We start from the raw sequence: 18,062 nt of genomic DNA on the forward strand, positions 1-18,062 counted from the left end.
ATCCCGTCCCGAGCGAGGGGAGAACGCCCCTGTGAGCCGCCGGTGGAAGCCGGGACGCAGCAGGCGCTGGCTGCCCGGCCTGCTGCTGGTCTCGCCCTCGATCCTGGCGATCGGCCTCTTCGTGTACGGGCTGATCTTCTGGAACACCCGCGTCGCGGTGAGCGGCCGGCATGACGAGGTCACGCCGTACGGGTTCGACAAGGGCAAGAACTTCGTCGACCTGTGGGACGACCCGAGCTGGCCGCCCGCCGTACGGCACGCGCTGCTCTTCACCCTCGTCTTCGTGGGCGGCGCGCTGCTCCTGGGGGCCTTCCTGGCCTTCCTCATGGAGAAGGGCGTCAAGGCCGAGGCCGGTTTCCGCGCGGTCTACCTCTTCCCGATGGCGATCTCGTTCATCGCCAGCGGGGTGGTGTGGCGGTGGCTGATGAACCCGGCCCCGCCCGAACGCGCGGTCGGCCTCAACCAGCTGTTCGGCAAGGCCGGGCTGGACGCGCTGGCCAACGACTGGTGGCAGAACCCGCGATGGGGAATGGCCGCCATGGCGCTGCCCGCGATCTGGCAGATGTCGGGCTATGTGATGGCCCTCTATCTCGCCGGATTCCGTTCCGTGCCCGAGGAACTGCGGGAGGCTGCCCGCGTGGACGGCGCCTCGGAATGGAAGGTGTACCGGTACGTGGTGTTCCCGCAGCTGCGGCCGGTGACGCTGTCCGCACTGATCATCCTCGGCCATATTTCCCTGAAGGTGTTCGACCTGATCATGGCGATCGCGGGCAAGCAGATCATCACCTACGTGCCGGCCATCGCCACGTACGTGGAGGTGTTCGACTCGCACGATCCGGCCAACGGCGCGACCATCGCCACGTACCTGCTGCTGGCCGTGGCGCTGCTGGTGATCCCCTATCTGGTCTGGTCCGTACGGGCGGAGCGGCGATGAGCGTGACGACGACCACCGGGCGTCCCGGCCCGCTGAGGGCCCTGCGCGACCCCCGCACGCTGCGCGCGCTGCGCTTCACGGTGCTGCTGGCCCTGGTGCTGGTCTTCCTGATGCCGGTGTACGTCCTGGTGGTGACCAGCTTCAAGTCCCTCCAGGAGGCCGATCCGTCCACGGCCTGGAACCTGCCCCGGGACTGGAGCCTGGAGGGCTGGTCGGCCGCCTGGGAGTCGCTGCGGCCCGGCCTGGAGAACAGCGTCAAGATCGCGGTCTCCGGTTCGCTGATCGCCGCGGTGCTGGGCTCGCTGAACGGCTACGTCCTGTCGAAGTGGCGCTTTCCCGGCGCCGACGCGGTGTTCACGCTGTTCCTGTTCGGAATGTTCATCCCGTACCAGGCGGTGATGATCCCGCTGGCCGGGCTGCTCACCGACATGGAACTGGTCGGCACCATCCGCGGCCTGGTGCTGGCCCATGTGGTGTACGGAATCCCGATCTGCACACTGATCTTCCGGAACTACTACGTGACCATTCCGGACGAGCTGATCGAGGCGGCCCGGGTGGACGGCGCCGGAATGCTGCGCACGTACGCGTCGATCGTGCTGCCGGTGTCGGCCCCCGCGTTCGCGGTCACGCTGATCTGGCAGTTCACGTCGCTGTGGAACGACTTCCTGTTCGCGGTCTTCCTCGGCGCGCCCGACAGCTGGCCGGTGACGGTGATGCTCAACAACACCGCCGGTTCGGGCGCGGTGGCCGTCCAGTACAACCAGCAGATGGCGTCGGCGCTCCTGGCCTCACTGCCGACCCTCCTGGTGTATCTGCTGCTCGGACGCTTTTTCATGCGCGGCCTGATGGCGGGTGCCCTCAAGGGATGACGGAAACGCGGCACCCCGCCTGACCAGCGGCCGGTCCCCCGCCCCGCCGCCGCGACGTCCCCCGTCCGGCGCGCCCGGGTTGCCGATAGCGACAAATGGGGGAAAATCGTCACGGACATCTGCGGATCGAGAGGAGACCGGGTGCAGGCGATCAGTGTTCAGCAGCCCTGGGCCTTCGCGATCGCCCGAGGTGGCAAGTCCATCTCCAACCAGGCACTGCCGACCGCCTACCGCGGCCCCCTCCTGATCCACGCCTCCATGCGGGTCGACCTCAAGGCGTGCGACTCGCCGCTGATCCGTTCGGCCGGCTGGGACCCCGGCGACCCCCTGGCCACCATCGGCGCCGTCATCGCCACGGCCGACCTCGACGAGGTCTGCTCGTCGAGCCTGCTCGACCGCCCCTCCTGCGACTGCGGCCCCTGGGCCGAGCCCGGCTTCCACCACTGGCGGCTCACCTCCGTACGGGCCCTGCCCCGCCCCATCGTGGCGCTCGGCCGCACCAGCCTGTGGGAGCCTCCCGCCGGCCTCATGAACAAGGTCCAGGCGATGCTCACCCCCGCAACCCCCAACCCGCTCCACTGAGCGCATCCAAGTCGCTACCCTAAGTCGCCATGGCGGCGGGAGTAACGTGTGTCCCGAACGTTCGTTGATCCGCCACGCCGACGATGGGAGCGGGCCATGAGCATCGCGCCGACGCACGACCACGGCGAGTTCGGCCCGTACACGATCGAGAACCTGCACACCCGCGAGGACATGGTCCTGGACGATGGCGCCCACTCCTACCGGGCCCACGCGGTCGCGGCGGCGGGAACGGACCTGGAGACCTCGATCCACGCGGACAGGCCGATCGAGGTCCGGTTCGATCCCGGGATCATGACCGAGTTCTGAGCGACCCTCAGTCGGCGGCGGCCTGGGCGGCCTGGCGGAGACGGGTGAACTCCCCGGTCAGCCTGTCCAGGCTCCAGCTGGCGTTGAGGCCGCTGGGGTTGGGCAGGACCCAGAGCCGGGCGGGGCCGAACGTCTCCTCCTGCGGGCCGATCCGCGTACGCGGCCGTCCGAACGCGGTGCGGTAGGCGGTCACCCCGGCGACGGCCAGGTAGGCGGGACGGTGACGTTCGACAAGGGCACGCAGGCGGCGCCCGCCTTCACGCAGTTCCTCGCCGGTCAGCTCGTCGGCGCGGGCGGTGGTGCGGTGGGCGAGGTTGGTGATGCCCAGCCCGTACGAGGGCAGGAGGTCCTGCTCGTCGGGGGACAGCCTGCGCTCGGTGAAGCCCGAACGGTGGAGGGCGGGCCAGAAGCGGTTCCCGGGGCGGGCGAAATGGTGGCCCGTGGCACCGGAGTAGAGGCCCGGGTTGATGCCGCAGAAGAGGACGCGCAGGGGTTCGCCGGGAGGTGGGAGGACGTCGGGGATGACCCGGTCGCGGGCCGCCTCCAGGTCCTCCTTCGTGGGACGCATCAGATCAGGCTACGCACGATCAGGGTGACGGCGGACGCGCCCACGACGCCGAGGATGGCGGTGCGCATGCGGCCGTCGTCGACGTACCTGCGCACCGGGCCCGCCGCGAGGAACCCCGCGAGCACGAACGGGGTCAGCGCCAGCCCCGCGCCCACCTGCTCCCCCGGGAGCTGACCGGCGACCGCGAGGGTGGCCAGGGACAGCAGCGCGCCCCCCGTGAAGAAGACGGCGAGCGTCGCTCGCACCTTGGGTCCGTCCTCGCGCTGGTAGAGGAGGGCGATCGGGGGGCCGCCGATGGCCGAGGCGGTGCCGGTCGTCCCGGCGATGAGCCCGGCGGTGGTCAGGGTGCCGGGGTTGCGCGGCACGTGCCCCGACCACAGTCCCGCGCCCAGCGCGGCCAGGACCATGACGCCGACCAGCGTGCCGAGGACCCGGCCGGGGACGGCGGCGACCACCCACACGCCCAGCGGGGTGCCCACCAGCCGTCCGCCGAACGCCCAGCCCAGGCCCTTCAGGTCGGCGTACCGGACCTCCTGGGCCAGCGTCGCCAGGGGGAGCACGGTCGCGGCGACCAGGATCGCGCCGGGCATCATCGAGGGGAAGAACATCGTGACGATCGGGGTCGCCACCAGCCCCACGCCGAGCCCCACCGAGCTCTGCACGATCGCCCCGACCAGCACGGCGAGCCCTCCGATGAGGAGGAAGTCCAGACTCCCCATCACTCGGAAGCGGCCGTGAGGCTCGCCACCTCCTCACCGGTGAGCACGGTCCCGGCCACGGCCATCAGCGCGGGCAGCTGCTCCACCGTACGGGCGCTGGCGATCGGGGCTGCCACCGTGGGCCGGGCGCGCAGCCACGCCAGCGCCACGGTCGCCATCGCGATCCCGCGGGCGCCGGCGATCTCGTCGAGCGCCGCCAGGACCCGGCGTCCCCGTTCGGTCTCCAGGAGCGGCCCGGCCTTCCCGGCCCGCGCACTGTCGACCGTCACGCCCGGCCGGTACTTGCCGGTGAGGAAGCCGGAGGCCAGCCCGTAGTACGGCACCGCCGCGAGCCCGTGCCGCTCGGCGACGCGCATCCGCTCGCCCTCGTACCCCTCGCGGGCGACCAGGTTGTACTCGGGCTGGATGGCGACGTACTTGGCCAGGCCCTCCCGGTCGCTGAAGGCCAGCGACTCCTCCAGCCGGTCGAGCTCGATGTTGGACACCCCGATCTGCCGGACCTTGCCCTCGCGGACCAGCCCGTCCAGCGCCGTGATGATCTCCCCCACCGGAACGGAGGGATCGTCGAAGTGGGTGTAGTACAGGTCGATGTGGTCGGTCCGCAGGCGCCGCAGGGAGTCCTCGGCCGCCTCCTTGATCGTCGTGGCCGACAGCCCCTTGTGCTCGGGGTGCACGCCGACCTTGGTCGCGATGACCATGCGGTCGCGCCCGCCCCGGGAGGCGAGCCACTCCCCGATGATCTCCTCGGACTCCCCGCCCCGGTTGCCCCCGACCCACCAGGAGTAGGAGTCCGCCGTGTCGACGAAGTCGCCCCCGCCCTCCGCGTAGGCGTCCAGGATCGCGAACGAGGCGTCCCGGCCGGCGGTCCACCCGAAGACGTTGCCGCCCAGCGCGAGCGGGAAGACGTCGAGGTCACCGATCTTCTTCGTGAGGTCAGCCATGGCACGATCCAATCGCGTCCGGCCCACGCCCCACCCGGCGCCCCCGCCCTTACCGGCGAATGCCAGCATTGGGCCATGATGACCGCCTGCCTCGCCTTCGCCGCGATGGCCGCCCTGATCACGATCACGCCGGGCCTGGACACGATGCTGGTGCTGCGCACGACCCTGACGGGCGGGCGGCGGATCGGCTACCTGGCCGCCCTGGGCGTGACCGCGGGGTGCCTGACCTGGGCGGTCGCCGGCGCCGCCGGGCTGACCGCGCTGCTGGCCGCGTCCCGTACGGCCTTCGACGTCCTGCGCGTCGCGGGGGCGTGCTACCTGCTGTACCTGGGCGGCCGGGCCCTGTGGCAGGCCCGCCGCCGCGGGACGGCTCAGGAGGACGTCCCGGACGTGGACGTCACCGCCCGCTCGGCCTTCCGCACGGGACTGGTCACCAACCTGCTCAACCCCAAGATCGGCGTCTTCTACATGAGCCTGCTGCCGCAGTTCGTGCCCGACGGCGCTCCGGTGTTCGTGACCAGCCTGCTCTTCGCGCTGATCCACGCCGCCCTCGGCCTCCTGTGGTTCGCCCTGGTGGCCCTGGCCGCCGGCGCCGCCCGCCGCGCCCTGTCCCGTCCCGCCGCCCGGCGCCGCCTCCAGCAGATCACCGGCGTCGCCTTCATCGCCTTCGGCCTCCGCCTCGCCACCACCCACTGACCCCCGGCGCCCAGCGCGGGAGAACGGACTGCCACGTAGGGAAGTTACTCAATCACCCTGCGTCACTAGTATAGTATCGGCTATACCTTCGTGGGTGGAGCAACCAGAAGAGTGGGAGATATACGCGACCGCAGAGGTGCGCGAGTGGGCGGAGGGCTTGGACCATGTGACCTACGACCTGGTCGATAAGGCCATCGACAGGTTGGCGTTCGCCGGCCCCGCGTTGGGCCGGCCCTTGGTCGACCAGATCAAGGGGTCGACCATCCACAATATGAAGGAACTGCGTCCCGGCTCGGCAGGCCGGTCGGAGATCCGCATCCTGTTCGTCTTTGATCCTTGGCGCTCGGCGATCCTGCTGGTCGCTGGGGACAAGACGGGTAATTGGTCTCGTTGGTACCCGGCGGCCATCCAGCGGGCGGAGGAGTCGTACGAGCTCTACCTGAAGGAACGGGCGGCCGAGGAGGAGAGGGCTTGATGGGACACGTCAGGTGGTCGGACGTACGCGAGGCGCGCCGGGCCAGGATGGTCGGAGAAATCGGAGAGGACGCCGTCCGGCAGATCGAGGCGGAGTCGCGCCGGAGGCTCGATGCCCGGGTCCACGGATACCACCTGGCCGAGGAGCGGAGGGCCCAGGGCTTGACTCAGGCCGCGCTCGCCGAGCGGATGTCCGTCTCCAAGGGGCGCGTCTCGCAGATCGAGCAGGGCAAGGTGTCGACCCTGGCGGCGATCGCCCAGTACGTGGAGGCGTTGGGCGGGCACCTCAGGGTCGTCGCCGACTTCGGCGATCACACGCGGCTGGTGGCGGGGCCGGAATCGTCCGACGCGGCCTGAACGCACACGCGGAACGGGCCGCCTCCCTGAGGGGAGACGGCCCGGCCGGTTGGGCGTGATTACTTGCGGAGCAGGTTCCGCAGGACGTACTGCATGATGCCGCCGTTGCGGTAGTAGTCCGCCTCGCCGGGGGTGTCGATGCGGACGACGGCCTTGAACTCCTTGCCGTCGGCTCTGACGGTGACCTCCGGCGGGACGCCGCCCTCGTTCAGCTTCTCGACCCCGGTGATCTCGAAGGTCTCGGTGCCGGTGAGGCCGAGGGACCCGGCGGAGTCGCCGTCCTTGAACTGGAGCGGGAGGACGCCCATGCCGATGAGGTTGGAGCGGTGGATCCGCTCGTAGGACTCGGCGATGACGGCCCGGACGCCCAGCAGGGCGGTGCCCTTGGCGGCCCAGTCGCGGGACGAGCCGGAGCCGTACTCCTTGCCCGCGATGACGACCAGCGGGGTGCCCTGCGCGGCGTAGTTCTGCGCGGCGTCGTAGATGAACGACTGGGGCGCGCCCTCCTGGGTGAAGTCGCGGGTGTAGCCGCCCTCGACGTCGTCCAGCAGCTGGTTGCGCAGCCGGATGTTGGCGAACGTGCCGCGGATCATGACCTCGTGGTTGCCGCGGCGGGACCCGTAGGAGTTGAAGTCCTTGGCCGTGACGCCGTTGTCCTCCAGGTAGCGCGCGGCGGGCGTGCCCACCTTGATGGCGCCGGCCGGGGAGATGTGGTCGGTGGTGACCGAGTCGCCCAGCTTGGCCAGGACGCGGGCGCCGTGGATGTCGGTGACGGGGGCCGGCTCCATGCCCATGCCCTCGAAGTAGGGGGCCTTGCGGACGTAGGTGGAGTTGGGGTCCCACTCGAAGGTGTCTCCGGTGGGGATGGCCAGCTCCTGCCAGCGGGAGTCGCCCTTGAAGACGTCGGCGTAGTCCTGGAGGAACATGTCCTGGCCGATCGAGCCCTCGACGATCTCCTTGACCTCCTCGGCGGACGGCCAGATGTCGTTGAGGTAGACCGGGCCGTCGGTGCCCTCACCGATCGGGTCGTTGAGGATGTCGATGTCCATCGAGCCCGCGAGCGCGTAGGCGACCACCAGCGGCGGGGAGGCCAGGTAGTTCATCTTCACGTCGGGGTTGATGCGGCCCTCGAAGTTGCGGTTGCCCGACAGCACCGAGGTGACGGCCAGGTCGGCGTCGTTGATGGCCTGGGAGATCTCCTCCTGCAGCGGGCCGGAGTTGCCGATGCAGGTGGTGCAGCCGTACCCGACCAGGTTGTAGCCGATCTTGTCGAGGTACGGGGTGAGGCCCGCGCGCTCCAGGTAGCCGGTGACGACCTGGGAGCCGGGGGCCAGCGAGGTCTTGACCCAGGGCTTGCGGGTCAGGCCCTTCTCCACGGCCTTCTTGGCGAGCAGGCCCGCGCCGACCATGACGTAGGGGTTGGAGGTGTTGGTGCAGGAGGTGATCGCGGCGATCACGACCGCGCCGTGGTCGATCTCGAAGGTGGTGCCGTCGGCCAGGGTGACCGGGGTCGGCGTGTACGGCCGGCCGCCGCCGTCGGTGCCGTGCTCGCGCGGCTTGTCGCCCTCGCCGGCCTGGCCGATCGCCGGGGAGTCCGAGGCCGGGAACGACTCGTCGGACGCCTCGTCGGCCGGGCCGAGGATGCTGGAGACGTAGTTGCGCACGTCGCGGCGCCAGGTCTCCTTGGCCTCGGAGAGCGAGATGCGGTCCTGCGGGCGCTTGGGCCCGGCGATGGACGGGACGACGGTGGTGAGGTCGAGTTCGAGGTACTCGGAGAACTCCGGCTCCGCGGACGGGTCGAGCCACATGCCCTGCGCCTTGGCGTACGCCTCGGCCAGCGCGATCTGCTCCTCGCCGCGGCCGGTCAGCCGCAGGTAGGACAGGGTCTCGCCGTCGATCGGGAAGATCGCGCAGGTGGAGCCGAACTCGGGGCTCATGTTGCCGATGGTGGCGCGGTCGGCGACCGGCAGGGCGGCCACGCCCTCGCCGTAGAACTCCACGAACTTGCCGACCACGCCGTGCTTGCGCAGCATCTCGGTGATGGTCAGCACCAGGTCGGTGGCGGTGGTGCCGGACGGGAGCTTGCCGGTGAGCTTGAAGCCGACGACCCGCGGGATGAGCATGGAGATCGGCTGGCCGAGCATCGCGGCCTCGGCCTCGATCCCGCCGACGCCCCAGCCCAGGACGCCGATGCCGTTCTCCATGGTGGTGTGGGAGTCGGTGCCCACGCAGGTGTCGGGGTAGGCGACGCCGTCGCGGTCGAAGACGACCCGGGCCAGGTGCTCGATGTTGACCTGGTGGACGATGCCGGTGCCGGGCGGGACGACCTTGAACTCGTCGAACGCGGTCTGGCCCCAGCGCAGGAACTGGTAGCGCTCGCCGTTGCGCTCGTACTCGCGGGCCACGTTGCGCTCGAAGGCGTCGGGCGAGCCGAAGTAGTCGACGATGACGGAGTGGTCGATGACCATCTCGGCCGGCGCCAGCGGGTTGATCCTGGACGCGTCGCCGCCCAGGTCGCGTACGGCCTCGCGCATGGTGGCCAGGTCGACCACGCAGGGCACGCCGGTGAAGTCCTGCATGATCACGCGGGCCGGGGTGAACTGGATCTCCTTGCTGGGCTGGGCCTGGGAGTCCCAGCCGGCCAGCGCGCGGATGTGGTCGGCGGTGACGTTGGCGCCGTCCTCGGTGCGCAGCAGGTTCTCCAGCAGCACCTTGAGGCTGTAGGGGAGCCGGGCCGAGCCCTCGACGGCGTCCAGCCGGTAGATCTCGTACGACTTGTCGCCCACCTGCAGCGTGTTACGGCTGCCGAAGCTGTTCGCGGACACGGACTCCTCCTCCGTCACCGTCGCGCGTCCGGTCCGGGACATGATCGCGCGACGCTTGCGTCAACTGTCGATTCGCCGGCCCCCGGGCCCTCGCCCCGTACGCGCGAACGCGCTGGGACCACGGTGGGGCGGATTCTCGTCTCCCTGAATCCTGCCCTAGTGGTGATCCTGCTCGGGACCCGGGTCCGGCTAACTTCCGCGGCTTTTCCCTTGAGGGCAAGCCGTCTCGGATTTATCTCGACATCAAGTTACCTCAGTCGAGCGATCTTCGTCGCATCCGCAGCCGCGCCCTATCTCCGGCCCCGGGACTCGGGCCAGGGGTAACCGAGCGCTTCGGCATCCTCACGGCTGCCGCCCCTGACCTCCGCGTAGCGCTTCGGATCCTCCGCGCCGAGGCGCCGCAACACGGCCGCGGCCCGTTCCTCGGGTGGCGTCCCGTCGTCGGGGAGGTCCCATATGAACTGCAGCGAGGGCCCGTCCGTGACCGCGCGGCCGGCGGCGAGTCCCGGCCGGTAAGTGAAGGACAGCGTGATCGCGTCCGGATCGGTGAATTCGGTACCGATCCAGTCCAGCTTCGCGTCCCAGCGGCCGAGGAGTCCGGGACGGTCGCGCAGCCCCGCGGCGATCAGCCGCGTGGCCTCGCGGGCAGGCCACGCCCACGAACGGTCGTTCTCGGCATGAGCGATCTCGGCGTCGTACTCGGCGGCGTCGAAGCGGTACTCGGGCAGCTCGGGCACGGGTCGCCGGGAGGGAAGCAGGTCCGGACGCCGCCAGTCCCGCCACACCACGTGGTTCCCTTCGCGGCGGATGGTGACGTAGAACGCACCGCAGCAGCCTTCGGTGCAGCACGCCTCGGCCAGTTGCACTTCCCTGGGTTCGGTCCCGGCGCGCAGGCGTCCGCTGTCGAGCAGGTACTCCGGTGAGTTGCCGGGGCCCTGCCCGAAGGCATCGGGCACCAGCGGGCGACCGTCGATCAGGATCCGGGTCTCGACGGCTTGGGGTACCAGCGGATCCCGTACCGCGACCTCGACGCGGAACCGGGCCGGGGCCGTCCGGGGCGCGAAGAGTCGCTGTTCCGTACGGCGCGTCCAGTCGGCCCGGTGGCGTGCCACCCGGTCGCCGGGGTCGCCGGCCTGTACGGCGGCCCAGGCGGGTGACCTGAGCACGCGTTCGAGGGTGCGCTGCAGCGCCTCGCGCTGCCCGGGCCGCCAGTCGAGAAGGACGCTGGGACCGCTCCGCAGGTCTAGGGCCAGGGACAGGAGGGTCGCGTAATGGTCGAGGGTCGGGGGCAGTTGGTCGGAGCGGGCCACAATGGCTTCGTACGCGGCGACGGCCTGCGGGTAGGCGAGGATCTCGGTTTGAGAGTCCCCCACGTTCGTCATCCTGACCAGCAGGCGCGCCCCCTGGGCCAGCGCACGGGGGTCGACCGGATCCTTGGAAAGGATGTCCGCGAGGCGAACGGCCCCGGCGATCCTGCGGGCGGTAGCGGGGAACACGGTACGAGGCTCCAGAGGAATGGTCATCAGCCAGGCACGAGCAGCGGGGTCGTCGCGGCCGACGAGGGCTTCGATCATGTGCCGCCGTTCCCGGCCCTGGACGCGGTCGCCGAGCCAGACCAAGGCCGAGGTCGAGTCGTCGATGCCGGTGAGCGCGTCGACGACCGGCCGGGTGAGGCCCCGCAGCAATCCCAGGATCTTGAGATAGGGCACGTCCTCCGGCTCGCCGAGATGAGCCAGCAGGCGGAGGCCGACGCCCACGGCCGCGGTACTGGTGCCCGTACGCGTCAGGTGGCGGCCGAGAGCGCGGGCCGCCGCCTCGTCGTCCGGGGAGGGCTTGGCCAGGGAGCGAGAGAAGATCCGGTCCTGTACGCCCAGTTCGCCGAGACGGCGCTGGAACTCGTCCGCCGCCCGGACCGTGTCCGGGTCGGCCAGCAGCGGAGTGAGCGCCGCGACCGCGGCATCTTGAGTTTCGGACCAGCTGGGGCCTTCCCGCGCCCCCCGGTCCTGAAGAGGGTATCCGCCCTTCGGGTAGCGGCCTTCGGGCTCGGCCCGATACAGGCGCAGGGCGTATTCGTAGAGAGATGGACGAGAGGTGAGCGCGCCGCGCTCATCGGGGGCGCTCACCGAGCGGAGCGCGACTCGATTCCGTAGATCATGTCGGGATGATGTCAGCTCGCCCGCCTGGGTGCCAGACGAATTCGTGACCGTTCGCGCCCCGGACGCCCCCTGGCCCTCACTTCGTCCTGGCCTCCAACTCCGCGAAGACGACCTTCCCTCCGTCGGTGAGCGGGCGGCATCCCCAACGGCGCGCCAGCGCCTCGACTAGGAGAAGGCCCCGGCCCGACTCGGAGTCGAGCCCGGGGACGCGGGTGACGGGCATGGACGCGCTCCTGTCCCAGGTCTCCACCACTGGACGTCCGTCCAGGAGGTACGCACGGACGATCACCAGGTCGTCGCCCTCCGAACCGTGCCTGATGGCATTGGTGGTCAGCTCCGAGACGATCGTGCGGGCGATTTCGTCATCAAGGCCCCACGCCCCGAAGACCATCGCGATGAATTCACGGGCCTGCTTGACCGCCTCCGGACAGGCTTTCAGGACGATCGTGGACGGCTCCGACATGCTGGACCTCCGAATGTCGTGACTCACGACACAGGCTCCCTTGCGCACCGTAATGTCACCCGAGAAGCCGGTGACCGCACACCGCTCGCTTACGCCCCCTGAAGCCGAGTTACGTTCGCTCACGGAGGTCAGGACATGCCTACTCGCAAGGCATCCCCAGAGTTGAAGTCGTTCGGTACGGAGGTGACGCGGCTACGAGAGGAGGCGGGGCTGACGCGTACCGAACTCGCGGCACTCGTGACCGTCAGCCGTTCGTACGTCAGCCAGGTCGAGTCGGGGAACACCCGCTGCCGCCAGGACTTCGCAGCCCGGCTGGACAAGGGGCTGGGCACGGGGACCGCGCTCTTCGACGCGTGGAACGACCTGGTGCGCTCGACCGGCTATCCGCGCTACTTCACCGACTTCTCCGCAGCGGAGAAATCCGCGGTGATGCTCCGCGCCTATGAGACCACCTACATCTACGGTCTTCTCCAGATCGAGTCGTACGCACGGGTGCTACTGACTACAGACGAGGCTGTTCAAGGCAGGATGCGACGTCAAAACATTCTCGCCCGTGACCACCCTCCCATGATCTGCGTCGTTCTCGACGAGTCAGTGCTCTATCGCCAGGTAGGGAGCAGCGAGGTGATGCACGAACAACTCGGCCACCTCCTGTCGATCTTTGGACGGGAGAACATCGCCCTGCAGATCGCCCCTGTCGCCTACTACCGAGGCGTTCGGGCATCCTTTACGATCGCCACACAACCCGACCGGACTGAAGTGCTCTACCTGGAGAACGCTGCACGTGGAGAGACGAACACCGACGCGGAAGACCTGACTCAGGTCTCGGAGACGTTCGTTAGGCTGCAAGCAAGGGCGCTCTCCGTGGACGACTCGCGGGCGCTGATCGAAAGGACGATGGTCGAGAGATGGACCTGAACGAGGCCGCATGGCGCAGGTCACGACACAGCGGCGACGACGGTGGAAACTGCGTTGAAGTGGCCCCTCTGAACGACGTGATCGGCGTGCGGGACTCCAAGGACCCCGGACGTGGCGCGCTCCTGCTCGGCCGCGCCGAGTTCGGGATACTCTTGGAGCAACTCAAGAGGCACTGAACACCCCTGAATGTGGAGCCCCGGGCCTTTGCGGCGCCGGGGCTTCCATCGTTCACGGCTCGTATCAGGGAGACGCACGGACCGGGGTCTGGAAAGCAGGCTCGGGCTCGGGGTGCGGTGGGTGACCAAGGGTCGGTGTCACTCGGCCCTCGGTGACCTGCTCTGGACGCGGGCGGGCGGATTCTCATCTCCCTGAGTCCTGTTCTAATGGTGATCGTGCCGAGCGATCCTCGTCGTGTCGGACGGGCCGGCGCGGAACGTGCGGCGGTAGTCGCTCGGCGGGACGCCGACCTTCGGGGTGAAGTGGCGGCGCAGGTTGGCGGCGGATCCGAGGCCGCTGCGCCGGGCGACCTGGTCGACCGGCAGGTCGGTGGACTCCAGGAGCCTGCGCGCCTGGGTGAGCCGCTGGTCGAGGAGCCAGCGCAGGGGTGTGGTCCCGGTGGTGGCCGCGAACCGCCGGGCGAACGTGCGCGGGCTCATCCGGGCCCTGCGGGCCAGCTCCCCTACGGTCAGCGGCCGGTCCAGGCGCTCCGCCGCCCACTGCATGACCGGCCCGAGCCCCTCGTCACCGGGGCTGGGGACGGCGAGTTCGATGTACTGGGCCTGGCCGCCGGGCCGGTGCGCGGGCAGGACCATGGTGCGGGCCAGCCGGTTGGCCGCGTCCGCGCCGAGGTCGCGGCGGAGCAGGTGCAGGCACAGGTCCACCCCGGCGCTGCGGCCGGCGCTGGTCAGCACGTCGCCGTCGTCGATGTAGAGGACCGAGGCGTCCACCCGCACCCGGGGATGACGGCGCGCGAGCGTGTCGGCGAAGATCCAGTGGGTGGCGGCGCGCCTGCCGTCGAGGAGCCCCGCGGCGGCCAGGGCGAAGGCGCCGGTGCACAGCGACACCATGCGCGCGCCCCCGCGGGCGGCCTCGGCGAGCGCGCCGGTCAGCTCCGCCGGGAGCGTCCGTTCGGTCTCCACGTACACGTACGGCAGCGCCGGAACGATCACCGTGTCCGCACCGGCGAGGCCGTCGAGGCCATGCCCGGCGTCGACGGTGAACCCGAACTCCGACCGCACGGCGCCGGGCCTCAGCCCGCACATCCGCAGCTCGTACCACGGGTCGGCCAGGTCGAGGCGTTCCGGGCCGAACACCTGGCAGGCGATGCTCAGCTCGAACAGGGGCATGTCGTCGAGCGCGGCGACCGCGACCGTTCCGGTGGTCATGGCCGCCAGCCTAATGGCAGGAATGTTGCGCAAATCGTCGTTCCTGCCACTCGATCAACCGTGGCCCGCGCTGGAACGCTGCTCGCACCGTTTCCAGTGAAGGAGCCCTGAATGCCCGCGTCCCCCTCCCCCGCCGTGCAGCCCGCCGACGGCCGGCCGATCGTCGAGCTGCGGCGGTACACGCTGCGTCCCGGCGAGCGGGACACCCTCATCGGGCTGTTCGACCGGGAGTTCGTCGAAACGCAGGAGGCCGTGGGGATCGACGTCATCGGCCAGTTCCGCGACGAGGACGATCCGGACCGGTTCGTCTGGCTGCGCTCGTTCCCGGACATGCGCTCCCGGGCCGGGTCGCTGACCGCCTTCTACCTCGAAGGCGAGGCGTGGAAGGCGCACGGCCCGGCGGCCAGCGCGACGATGCTCGACTCGTCCGACGTCCTGCTGCTGCGCCCGTCCGCCCTGGGAGCCGGTTTCCGCCCGAAGGAGGGCCGCCCGCCCGTGGGCTCCGGCACGCTTCCCTCGTCCCGGGTGATGGTCACGCTCTACTTCCTGAACGCTCCCGCCGGCGACGCGTTCCTCCGGTTCTTCGACGCCCAGGTGAGCCCGCTCATGGCCGAGATGGGCGCGGCGCCCATCGCGACCCTGGTGACCGAGCACGCGGAGAACACGTTCCCGAGGTTGCCGGTACGGGAGGGCGAGAACGTCTTCGCCTGGTTCGCGGCGTTCGAGAACGCGGACCGGCTCCGCGAGCACCAGGAACGCCTGGCCCGCTCTCCGGAATGGACAGTGAAGACGCTGCCCCGCCTGACCGACTTCCTGTCGGCCCCCGCCGAACAGTGGAGGCTGGCGCCCACGGCCCGTTCCCTGCTCCGCTGACCATCGGCTGATTCCAGGCATCCGGGAACCATCTGGCCATGGCGTACGTCTTCGATATATCGTTGTCGTATCGCGAGAGATCATAGAGAGATCTCGGAAGGCGGTGGAGAACATGGGGACGACGCATGGTCCGGGACCGGATCCACGTTGGGCCTTCGCCGCGGCGGCGCTCGGCGCGAAGGCCGCCCACGCGGTGGCGAACGCGGCGCGCGGACATGAGCACCATGAGAAGGGGCACCGGCACGGAGGTTGCGGGCCCCGGACGGGCAGGGGCGAGATGCCAGAGTTCGGAGGGCTCTTCGGTGGCGGGCCGGGACCCTGGGGGCCGCCGCCCGCTGGCCCGTGGCCGTTCGGGCGCGGCGGCCCGCCGTGGGCCAAGGGGCCGGGCGGCCGGGGCGCGCGGGCGCGGAAGGGCAACGTGCGCGCGGCCGTCCTGGCGCTGCTGACCGAGGAGCCGCGGAACGGCTACCAGATCATCCAGGAGATCAACGAGCGCAGCGGCGGGGGCTGGAAGCCCAGCCCGGGCGCGATCTACCCGGCGCTGCAGCAGCTGGCCGACGAGGGCCTCATCCGCGGTGAGGAGGCCGGGGGCCGCCGCACGTTCCACCTGACCGACGAGGGCCGGGCGTACGTCGCCGAGCACGCGGAGGAGCTGGACGAGCCGTGGGCGGAGATGGCGCCCGACTTCGGCGAGGGCGTGCCCGACCTGTTCAAGCAGGCGGCGCAGACCGGCGCCGCGGTGATGCAGATCGTCCACTCGGGCTCGCCCGGGCAGGTCGCCCAGGCCAAGGACGTGCTGGCCGAGGCGCGGCGGCGGCTCTACCTGATCCTGGCCGAGGACGACCCCGGCCCCACCGACGCGCCGGAGGAGTGACGATGACCCGGCCGGACGACATGCGCGTCGGCGACGCCGAGCGGGACGCGGTGACGGCGGCGCTGCACGATCACTTCGCGGCGGGCCGGCTGGACCGCCAGGAGCTCGACGAGCGCCTCGGGGCGACGCTGGCCGCCAAGACCCAGGGCGACCTGCGGGCGGTGGTCACGGACCTGCCGGGCTCCAACGGCCTGCCCGAACGGGTGTCGCGGGCGGCCGTCCCGGGCCGACCGTACTGGGGGCCGCCGCGACCTGCCCATCACGGGCATCCGGTACGGGCCCACCGGCACGGGCCGTTCCCGGTGTTCCCGCTGATGCTCGTCGCCTTCACGGTCGTCGCGTTCACGGCGGGCCCGGGCGTGGCGATGCTGACGGTGCTGCAGATCGCGATGCTGGTCTGGATCGTGCGGGCGGTGTTCACGGTCGCCGGCGGCAGGCGCGGCCGGTAGGGCCGCCGGGCCGGGGTCTGCCCCGGCCCGGCGGCGCGGGCTAGGCGACGGCTTCCCTCGCGTCCTCCAGGATGAACTCGTAGTGCGTGGTCCGCAGGCGCATCAGCCGGTGCGCCAGGGGCACCAGCACGCCCTGCTGGAACGGGTGCTTGCGGGCCAGCGCCCGGCGGACCGGTTCGGCCTCGGCGTCGTCGAGAGGCCGGGCCCGGCCGCGCGCGGCGGGGCCGGTGGGTTCGCCGAGGAACCTGCTGGGCGCGATCGTGGCCCGCGGGTCGTTGCGCAGCCGCCTGACCTTCCAGGCCGTGTGGTAGGTGCGGAAGTACACCCGGCCGTCGAGGACGACGACGTTGACCGGCGTGCCCACGGGCGTGCCGTCGCGCTTGTATGTGGTGAGCAGCACGGTGCGCTGCTTCTTGAGTGTCTCCGGTGTCGGAATGCTCATACCCCGGAGACGAGCAGGTCAGGGCGGGTGTGACATCGGGCGTGAGGTCAGCAGCCGTCGTCGATGTCGATCACGGCCGTCCGCTCCGGTCCGGCCAGCACCAGGCACGCCCCCTCCAGGTCCCAGGCGAAGGGCAGGCCGGCGGCGTACACCAGCGGCATCCCCGCCCCGCCGGCGACCCGTTCGGTGACGATGCCGACCAGTTCGCGCAGCAGCCAGGCGGGGAGGTGGTCCCCCGGGATCTCGGGGTCGTCGTCCCACTCCCCCTCCTCCAGGAACATCGACGCCAGGGCCATCTCGACGACCGCCCGTTCCGATTCGGCGAGGACGTCGGCGAACTCGTCGTCACGGAGGCGTTCCAGCTCACCGCCGGGGCCGTCCGCCGCCGCGGGCAAGTCCCACGAACGGCTGCCCTTCCAGCCTGCACGGAACGCGGCGTCGGCGGCGTCCGGGTCGGCGAGGTCGAGGACGAGGCCGTGCGGCTCGATGACCGTGTGGAAGTCGACCGTGTTGTTGTTGTTCACCCACAGGAACTCGCTGAGCAGCGTCTCGACGCAGCGCAGGCGCGTCTCGGCGTCCCGTGGCCCCGGCTCCGGGGGTACGGCGGCGGCGGGGGCCACCGACAGCCGTCTGGTCTCGCCACGGAAGCCGCGGGCGAGCAGGTGCAGTTCGCCGGCCAGGGGCGGCCCGCCCGGCTCCGCGGCGACCTGGATCCGTACCAGCTGGTCGCAGTTCAGAAAGGCGGTCATCTCCCCGGCCAGGAACCTCAGGAGCGGCAGCGCCCGCCCCTGCGCGGCCCCTTCTCCGAGGGTGCGCGCGAGCAAGCCGACGACCTGCCCGGCGGCATCGTCGGGACGGCCGATGGACGCCCGCTGGGCGGGGAAGTGCTCCTGCCCCTCCTCGAAGGCCAGCGGTTCGACGGCCACCGGGTGCCGCCCGCCGAACGCGCCGGGGTATCCGCCCGCGGCGGCGACCTCGTCGAGGCTCGGCGCGGGCCCCCACGGCTCGGCGTGCGGCGTGCGCCCGGTGGCGGTCTCCAGCCGCCACGCGGGCCCGGAGCCGCCCGGCTCCCGCGGCAGCCACTCGGCCAGCAGGTGAGCCGCGGCCCCCAGGGCGCCGTCCCATGGACGTTCCGTCATCGCCGCTCCCGCCGGTGAAGTGATCAAGGTACGCCGGAGCCTAACGGCCTCCTCCGACAGGAGGCCCGGGGCTCCGGCAGGAGGGCCGCGGG

21 protein-coding genes are annotated in these 18,062 nt (G+C 70.9%); 12 read left to right on the forward strand and 9 right to left on the reverse strand.

Features of this window, described 5'->3' with window-relative positions:
• Nucleotides 1-31 precede the first annotated feature (31 nt).
• The 4 genes from IW256_RS25535 to IW256_RS25550 all read left to right on the forward strand — a co-directional run bounded on the left by IW256_RS25535 (nt 32) and on the right by IW256_RS25550 (nt 2,691).
• Complete coding sequence (locus IW256_RS25535; protein ID WP_307829066.1) at nt 32-934, forward strand: carbohydrate ABC transporter permease; 903 nt, start codon at nt 32-34, stop codon at nt 932-934.
• The gene (locus IW256_RS25540; RefSeq protein ID WP_197013378.1) at nt 931-1,803 is read left to right on the forward strand and encodes a carbohydrate ABC transporter permease; all 873 of its coding nucleotides are present in this window, start codon (nt 931-933) and stop codon (nt 1,801-1,803) included. The genes IW256_RS25535 and IW256_RS25540 overlap by 4 nt, the downstream gene beginning before the upstream one ends.
• A gap of 141 nt (nt 1,804-1,944) precedes the next feature.
• On the forward strand, nt 1,945-2,385 hold the full coding sequence (locus tag IW256_RS25545) for an ASCH domain-containing protein (protein ID WP_197013379.1): 441 nt from the start codon (nt 1,945-1,947) through the stop codon (nt 2,383-2,385).
• A 96-nt stretch (nt 2,386-2,481) separates the two neighbouring features.
• Nucleotides 2,482-2,691, forward strand: coding sequence for a hypothetical protein (locus tag IW256_RS25550; RefSeq protein ID WP_197013380.1), 210 nt, complete (start codon nt 2,482-2,484; stop codon nt 2,689-2,691).
• A gap of 7 nt (nt 2,692-2,698) precedes the next feature.
• Here IW256_RS25550 and mug read toward each other — a convergent pair whose 3' ends face one another.
• From mug to IW256_RS25565, 3 genes are read right to left on the reverse strand one after another with little or no spacing between them, the layout of a single operon-like run.
• Complete coding sequence (mug, locus tag IW256_RS25555) at nt 2,699-3,259, reverse strand: G/U mismatch-specific DNA glycosylase (protein WP_197013381.1); 561 nt, start codon at nt 3,257-3,259, stop codon at nt 2,699-2,701.
• Complete coding sequence (locus IW256_RS25560) at nt 3,259-3,978, reverse strand: sulfite exporter TauE/SafE family protein (protein ID WP_197013382.1); 720 nt, start codon at nt 3,976-3,978, stop codon at nt 3,259-3,261. The genes mug and IW256_RS25560 overlap by 1 nt, the downstream gene beginning before the upstream one ends.
• Nucleotides 3,978-4,919, reverse strand: a complete 942-nt coding sequence (locus IW256_RS25565; protein WP_197013383.1) for an aldo/keto reductase — start codon at nt 4,917-4,919, stop codon at nt 3,978-3,980. The genes IW256_RS25560 and IW256_RS25565 overlap by 1 nt, the downstream gene beginning before the upstream one ends.
• A 75-nt stretch (nt 4,920-4,994) precedes the next feature.
• On the opposite strand from IW256_RS25565, the gene IW256_RS25570 reads away from it, so the two are divergent.
• From IW256_RS25570 to IW256_RS25580, 3 genes are all read left to right on the forward strand, one after another.
• Nucleotides 4,995-5,615 carry a LysE family translocator gene (locus tag IW256_RS25570; RefSeq protein ID WP_197013384.1) on the forward strand — a complete coding sequence of 207 codons (621 nt, stop codon included), beginning with the start codon at nt 4,995-4,997 and terminating at the stop codon, nt 5,613-5,615.
• A 94-nt stretch (nt 5,616-5,709) separates the two neighbouring features.
• Nucleotides 5,710-6,090, forward strand: coding sequence for a type II toxin-antitoxin system RelE/ParE family toxin (locus IW256_RS25575; RefSeq protein ID WP_307829068.1), 381 nt, complete (start codon nt 5,710-5,712; stop codon nt 6,088-6,090).
• Complete coding sequence (locus IW256_RS25580) at nt 6,090-6,446, forward strand: helix-turn-helix domain-containing protein (protein ID WP_197013385.1); 357 nt, start codon at nt 6,090-6,092, stop codon at nt 6,444-6,446. Before IW256_RS25575 ends, IW256_RS25580 begins: the two co-directional genes overlap by 1 nt.
• Nucleotides 6,447-6,505: 59 nt before the next feature.
• Here the strand turns inward: IW256_RS25580 and IW256_RS25585 are convergent, their stop codons facing one another.
• From IW256_RS25585 to IW256_RS25595, 3 genes are all read right to left on the reverse strand, one after another.
• Nucleotides 6,506-9,271 (reverse strand): aconitate hydratase, encoded by a 2,766-nt coding sequence (locus IW256_RS25585; protein WP_307829070.1) that lies wholly within the window; start codon nt 9,269-9,271, stop codon nt 6,506-6,508.
• A 290-nt stretch (nt 9,272-9,561) separates the two neighbouring features.
• Nucleotides 9,562-11,394 carry a hypothetical protein gene (locus IW256_RS25590; RefSeq protein WP_197013387.1) on the reverse strand — a complete coding sequence of 611 codons (1,833 nt, stop codon included), beginning with the start codon at nt 11,392-11,394 and terminating at the stop codon, nt 9,562-9,564.
• A gap of 109 nt (nt 11,395-11,503) precedes the next feature.
• A complete protein-coding gene (locus IW256_RS25595; protein ID WP_197013388.1) occupies nt 11,504-11,917 on the reverse strand; it encodes an ATP-binding protein in 414 nt (137 codons plus the stop codon).
• A 108-nt stretch (nt 11,918-12,025) separates the two neighbouring features.
• Here IW256_RS25595 and IW256_RS25600 point away from each other — a divergent pair, with 108 nt between their 5' ends.
• Together IW256_RS25600 and IW256_RS25605 are read left to right on the forward strand one after the other, a co-directional pair.
• Nucleotides 12,026-12,808: a helix-turn-helix domain-containing protein gene (locus IW256_RS25600; protein WP_197013389.1), complete on the forward strand. Its 783-nt coding sequence runs from the start codon at nt 12,026-12,028 to the stop codon at nt 12,806-12,808.
• On the forward strand, nt 12,799-12,984 hold the full coding sequence (locus IW256_RS25605) for a DUF397 domain-containing protein (RefSeq protein WP_197013390.1): 186 nt from the start codon (nt 12,799-12,801) through the stop codon (nt 12,982-12,984). Before IW256_RS25600 ends, IW256_RS25605 begins: the two co-directional genes overlap by 10 nt.
• A gap of 204 nt (nt 12,985-13,188) precedes the next feature.
• On the opposite strand, the gene IW256_RS25610 is transcribed toward IW256_RS25605, so the two are convergent.
• A complete protein-coding gene (locus IW256_RS25610) occupies nt 13,189-14,193 on the reverse strand; it encodes a GlxA family transcriptional regulator (protein WP_197013391.1) in 1,005 nt (334 codons plus the stop codon).
• A 111-nt stretch (nt 14,194-14,304) separates the two neighbouring features.
• Between IW256_RS25610 and IW256_RS25615 the strand changes: the two genes are divergently transcribed.
• The 3 genes from IW256_RS25615 (at nt 14,305) to IW256_RS25625 (ending at nt 16,389) form a co-directional block, all read left to right on the forward strand.
• Nucleotides 14,305-15,066: an NIPSNAP family protein gene (locus IW256_RS25615; protein WP_197013392.1), complete on the forward strand. Its 762-nt coding sequence runs from the start codon at nt 14,305-14,307 to the stop codon at nt 15,064-15,066.
• A gap of 277 nt (nt 15,067-15,343) precedes the next feature.
• Nucleotides 15,344-15,940: a PadR family transcriptional regulator gene (locus IW256_RS25620; protein ID WP_231403923.1), complete on the forward strand. Its 597-nt coding sequence runs from the start codon at nt 15,344-15,346 to the stop codon at nt 15,938-15,940.
• Nucleotides 15,941-15,942: 2 nt separating this feature from the next.
• Nucleotides 15,943-16,389 carry a DUF1707 SHOCT-like domain-containing protein gene (locus IW256_RS25625; RefSeq protein WP_197013394.1) on the forward strand — a complete coding sequence of 149 codons (447 nt, stop codon included), beginning with the start codon at nt 15,943-15,945 and terminating at the stop codon, nt 16,387-16,389.
• 40 nt (nt 16,390-16,429) lie between these two features.
• Here the strand turns inward: IW256_RS25625 and IW256_RS25630 are convergent, their stop codons facing one another.
• The gene (locus IW256_RS25630) at nt 16,430-16,831 is read right to left on the reverse strand and encodes a PPOX class F420-dependent oxidoreductase (RefSeq protein WP_197013395.1); all 402 of its coding nucleotides are present in this window, start codon (nt 16,829-16,831) and stop codon (nt 16,430-16,432) included.
• A 47-nt stretch (nt 16,832-16,878) separates the two neighbouring features.
• On the reverse strand, nt 16,879-17,970 hold the full coding sequence (locus tag IW256_RS25635) for a hypothetical protein (protein ID WP_197013396.1): 1,092 nt from the start codon (nt 17,968-17,970) through the stop codon (nt 16,879-16,881).
• Between the last annotated feature and the right edge of the window lie 92 nt (nt 17,971-18,062).

The organism is Actinomadura viridis, assembly GCF_015751755.1.
Taxonomy (GTDB): domain Bacteria; phylum Actinomycetota; class Actinomycetes; order Streptosporangiales; family Streptosporangiaceae; genus Spirillospora; species Spirillospora viridis.